At 67.4% G+C, this 4,840-nt stretch carries 4 protein-coding genes and 1 pseudogene; all 5 read right to left on the bottom strand.

The features are described 5' to 3' along the window. Positions 1 to 718, bottom strand: a 718-nt coding sequence (locus C560_RS0117395) for a serine dehydratase beta chain (protein WP_026539156.1), incomplete at its 3' end; no start/stop codon positions are given. Positions 719 to 967: 249 nt separating this feature from the next. Next, positions 968 to 2,278 carry a serine hydroxymethyltransferase gene (gene glyA, locus C560_RS0117390; protein WP_026539155.1) on the bottom strand — a complete coding sequence of 437 codons (1,311 nt, stop codon included), beginning with the start codon at positions 2,276 to 2,278 and terminating at the stop codon, positions 968 to 970. 17 nt (positions 2,279 to 2,295) lie between these two features. Beyond that, on the bottom strand, positions 2,296 to 2,691 hold the full coding sequence (gene gcvH / locus C560_RS0117385) for a glycine cleavage system protein GcvH (RefSeq protein ID WP_026539154.1): 396 nt from the start codon (positions 2,689 to 2,691) through the stop codon (positions 2,296 to 2,298). A gap of 676 nt (positions 2,692 to 3,367) precedes the next feature. Beyond that, the gene (gcvT, locus tag C560_RS0117380; protein ID WP_026539153.1) at positions 3,368 to 4,513 is read right to left on the bottom strand and encodes a glycine cleavage system aminomethyltransferase GcvT; all 1,146 of its coding nucleotides are present in this window, start codon (positions 4,511 to 4,513) and stop codon (positions 3,368 to 3,370) included. Between the two features lie 12 nt (positions 4,514 to 4,525). Then, a pseudogene (locus tag C560_RS22295) lies at positions 4,526 to 4,840 on the bottom strand (glycine dehydrogenase (aminomethyl-transferring)); the annotation flags it as partial.

The following is a 4,840-nucleotide window of genomic DNA, read 5'->3' as shown; positions in this document are numbered from 1 at the left end:
TGAGCCCGCCGGGCAGCAGCCCCTCGCGTTTGAGGCTGACCTCGACGCAGCCCTCCATCACCGAATAGATGTGCAGCAGCCCGTCGCGGATCTCCGCCTCGGTCCGGGAGGCGCGCTCGTTGACGAACATGATCTCCCCGATCGAGAGGCCCTTGGACTGGCAGCGGCCCAGCAGTTCCGCGGCCGTGCGGAACGGCAGCGGCAGTTCCTTCTTCGATTCATCGAGTTCCTTCAGCGCCGCGTCCTCCTCGCCCTCGCGCACGATGAAGCCGCCGCCGACGGAGAAGAACGTGGCGGTGTGCAGGACTTCGCCGTCGGTGCCGGAAACGGTGAAGGTCATGCCGTTGGTGTGCCGGGGCAGGATGGTCAGGGGGCGCAGGACGATGTCCTTCACCCCGTACGGCAGCTGCACGGAGCCGGCCAGCTGCAGTTTCCCGGTCTCGGCGATCGCGGCGAGCCGTTCCTCCACTTCCTCGGGCAGGATCAGCTCGGGGTGGTAGCCTTCCAGGCCGAGCAGGATCGCGGTCATGGTGCCGTGGCCGTGCCCGGTGGCGGCCAGGGAGCCGTAGAGGTCCACGCGCAGCGACGCCACCTTCTCCAGGTCACCGGAGGTCTTGAGTTCCTCGGCGAAGACGGCGGCGGCCCGCATGGGCCCCACCGTGTGCGAGCTGGATGGCCCTATTCCGATGGAAAAGAGGTCGAAGACTCCAACAGCCATTGTCGGTTCCTAACTAGGTCTTGCTGTGGCCCGGCAGAGGGTCCTGCCGGAAAGCGGTACGGCCGCCGGGTGGGCGGTACGTTCCACCGGGAAGCGCAGTGCCGCCGGAGGCACGACGCCGGGCGGCAGCTTGTGGCGGCGCAGTGCCGCCGGAGGCACGACGCCGGGCGGCGGCTTGTGGCCGCAGCCCGCCGTCGTGATCTGCACTGCGTCTACTTCTGCACTGCGTCTACTTCTGTCATACGTCCCTTAGGCGAGGTTATCAACCGAGGGGTAGAGCGGGTGGGCGGCGGCGAGTGCCTGAACCCGGGCGCGCAGACCGGACAGGTCCGCGCCGGCGTCGGCGATCAACGCCTCGGCGATGATGTCCGCAACCTCCGCGAAGGCCGCCCCGCCGAAACCGCGGGTGGCCAGCGCGGGGGTGCCGATCCGCAGCCCGGAGGTGACCATCGGCGGGCGCGGGTCGAACGGGACCGCGTTGCGGTTGACCGTGATGTCGATTTCCGCGAGGCGGTCCTCGGCCTCCTGACCGTTGAGCTCGCAGTCGCGCAGGTCCACCAGGACCAGGTGCACGTCGGTGCCGCCGGAAATCACGTTGATCCCCTTCGCGGTCACGTCGTCCTGGACCAGCCGCTCGGCCAGGATCCGGGCGCCGGCGAGCACGCGCTCCTGGCGTTCCCTGAACTCCGCGGACGCGGCGATCTTGAAGGCCACGGCCTTCCCGGCGATGACGTGCTCCAGCGGTCCGCCCTGCTGGCCGGGGAACACCGCCGAGTTGATCTTCCTGGCGATGTCGGCGTCGTTGGAGAGGATGATGCCGCCGCGCGGACCGGCCAGGGTCTTGTGCGTCGTGGAGGTCGTCACGTGCGCGTGCGGGACCGGGGAGGGGTGCAGCCCGGCCGCGACGAGCCCGGCGAAGTGCGCCATGTCCACCATCAGGTAGGCGCCCACCGAGTCCGCGATCCGGCGGAACTCGGCGAAGTCCAGCTGTCGGGCGTACGCGGACCAGCCGGCCACGATCAGCGCCGGCTTGTGCTCCTGGGCCAGGCGCTCGACCTCGGCCATGTCGATCCGGTGGTCCTCTTCACGGACCTGGTACGGGATGACGTTGTAGAGCCGGCCGGAGAAGTTGATCTTCATGCCGTGCGTCAGGTGCCCGCCGTGGGCCAGGTTCAGGCCCATGATGGTGTCCCCGGGCCGGATCAGGGCGTGCATCACGGAGGCATTGGCCTGCGCGCCGGAGTGCGGCTGGACGTTCGCGAACCCGGCACCGAACAGGGCTTTGACCCGGTCGATCGCGAGCTGCTCGACCACATCCACGTGCTCGCAGCCGCCGTAATAGCGCTTCCCCGGGTAACCCTCGGCATACTTGTTCGTCAGCACCGAACCCTGCGCCTGCATCACCGCCCTGGCCGTGTGGTTCTCCGACGCGATCATCTCCAGCCCGTCCCGCTGGCGGGTCAGCTCGGCATCGATCCGCGCGGCGATCTCCGGGTCCAAGGCGGACAGCTCCGCGTCCAGACTCGGGGAAACAACCTGCTCAAACGCCAGAGTCTGCATGCCTGCGGTGGCGCCGCTCACAGCTCGCCACCGTTCTTGGACGCATACTCCTGCGCCGAAAGCAGCGGACCCTCTTCAACGACCGCCACCTTGAACAGCCACCCGGCACCGTACGGATCGCTGTTGATCAACGCGGGATCATCGACGACCGCCGCGTTGATTTCGGTCACCTCGCCCGTCACCGGAGCGTACAGGTCCGAAACGGACTTGGTCGACTCAACCTCGCCGCACGTCTCCCCCGCAGTCACCGTCGACCCGACCTCGGGCAGATCAACATACACAATGTCGCCCAGGGCGTCCGTGGCGACGGCGGAGATGCCGATGGACACAACGTTGGATCCGGCGTTGCCGGAATCCCGCGCAACCCACTCGTGCTCGTCGGAGTACTGCAGTTCAGGGGCAACTTTTGCCATGTGTTTTTCCTTTGCGTTTTAGAAGTCGTGGGCTAAATCAATTGTGGCTGGGATGCCTACCGACCGTGGCCGGGTTGGGTGGCGGATGAGCGAATTCCTCCCCACCATCTCCCTAACCTCGCAAGCTCGGTCAGGGAACCCTGATGGCGTGGGCCCACGCGTGCTCGGTCGCGAGGGCGCCCGCTGAGCGGACGCGACGCTCCCTTAGACGCACGCTTCCGGAATTCCCTCACCCGCCGTTATTCAGTTCAGTTTTCAGGGCCAACGGTTCCTCGGAAGAAACTGTGGCCTTTCGATATCTTCCAGAGCCGGGCTGCTCCTTGGCCTCAAGGGTGTCATCAAGCTCAACCCCCAATGATCGAGCTTGCGTGGCACACCGTTGGGACAAGCCAACCCGCGGCAGGCGGTTCATCCCCCAGCATCTTGGCTTTCGAAGGCGCCGGTTTCCCGTTGGTCCGGATGTGGCGTGATGTCTCGAAGGCGACGTGCCCCCGAGGGGCTGGCCGGGCTGGGTTTTCGAAAGCGTGCGTCTAAGCGAGTGGCCGCCGTCCGGGTTCCCTGACCGAGCTTGCGAGGTTAGGGGGACGGCGGGTCAAACGAGCGAGCACGCGTGAAAACCCAGACGGACAGCCCCGGCGCCAGCCACTAGGCGGACACCGGGACAGGCCGCGGCGGGCTACTTTTGGCGCTTGTAGAACGGCAGTGCGACCACTTCGAACGGCTCGGCCTTGCCGCGGAGGTCGATGTCCAGGGCGGTGCCGGGCTCGGTGAATTCGACGTCGACGTAGGCCATCGCGACCGGGTAGCCGAGGCTCGGGCTGGGCTGGCCGGAGGTGACCTCACCGACGACGTTGCCGTCCTTGAGGACCGGGTAGTGGCCGCGGCCGGCCCGGCGTCCGAGGCCCTTGAGCCCGACGAGCTTGCGGCCCGTGGTGGCGCCGGCGCCGGCTTCCTTCTTGGCGGCGAGGGCAGCCTTGCCAATGAAGTCGCCTTCCTTGGACAGCGCGACGACGGGGCCCAGGCCGGCGGCGAACGGATCGCCTTCGAGGGAGAGCTCGTTGCCGTAGAGCGGCATGCCGGCTTCGAGGCGGAGCGAGTCGCGGGACGCGAGCCCGGCGGGGGTCAGCTCGCCGTCCTCGGCGATGGCGACGAGTGCCTGCCAGAGGGCTGCGGCGTCGTCGTTCGCGACGAAGATCTCGAAGCCGTCTTCACCGGTGTAGCCGGTGCGGGCCAGCAGGAGGTCCTGGCTGGCGCCGCCGAACATGAACGGGACGTCCACGGCGGCGTAGTACTTCAGGCCGGTGACGAGTTCGTGCTGCGCGGCGGGGACCAGGCGGAGCAGGATTTCCTGCGCCTTGGGTCCCTGGACGGCGATCAGCGAGGTTTCTGCGGACGCGTCCTGGACGGTGACGTCGAATCCGCCTTCTTGGCCGGAAACACGCTCAGCCAGGGCCGCGGCCACGACCTTGGCGTTGCCCGCGTTGGGGACCACGAGGAACTTCTGCTCGCCACGGCGGTAGGTGATGAGGTCGTCAATGATGCCGCCGTCCTCGTTGCAGATCAGCGAGTACTTGGCCTTGCCGATGGCCATCGCGGAGATCTTGCCCACGAGGGCGTAGTCCAGGAAGGCTGCGGCGTCCGGGCCGGTGACCCAGACTTCGCCCATGTGGGAGAGGTCGAACAGGCCCGCGGAGTTGCGGACGGCGTGGTGCTCGGCGAGTTCGGAGCTGTACTTCAGGGGCATCTGCCAGCCGCCGAAGTCCGTGAAGGAGGCGCCGAGCTTCTTGTGCTCTTCGTAAAGTGCCGTGTAGTTCTCAGTCATCGTTGGCTGTCCCTAGTTGTTAGAGGCGGAGTTGGCGGAGTCGTCGGAGTGGGCTGCTGTGTCTTCTTCGAAGGCTTCGAGAGGAGGGCAGGAGCAGATCAGGTTGCGGTCACCGGCGGCGCCGTCGATCCGGCCGACCGGAGGGAAGTACTTGTCCTGCCTGAGCGTGTGGACCGGGAAGACGGCCTGTTCGCGTGGGTACTCGCGGGTCCAGTCGGTGCTGATCACGGCAGCCGCGGTGTGCGGGGCGTTGCGCAGCGGGCTGTGCTCCACGGTGAAGTCGCCGTGGGCCACCTGGTCGATCTCGGCGCGGATGGCGACCATGGC

Source organism: Arthrobacter sp. 9MFCol3.1 (genome assembly GCF_000620385.1).
Taxonomy (GTDB): Bacteria; Actinomycetota; Actinomycetes; order Actinomycetales; family Micrococcaceae; genus Arthrobacter.
Note: the sequence above shows the minus strand (reverse complement) of the source record. Positions and strands in the feature narration are given on the sequence as shown.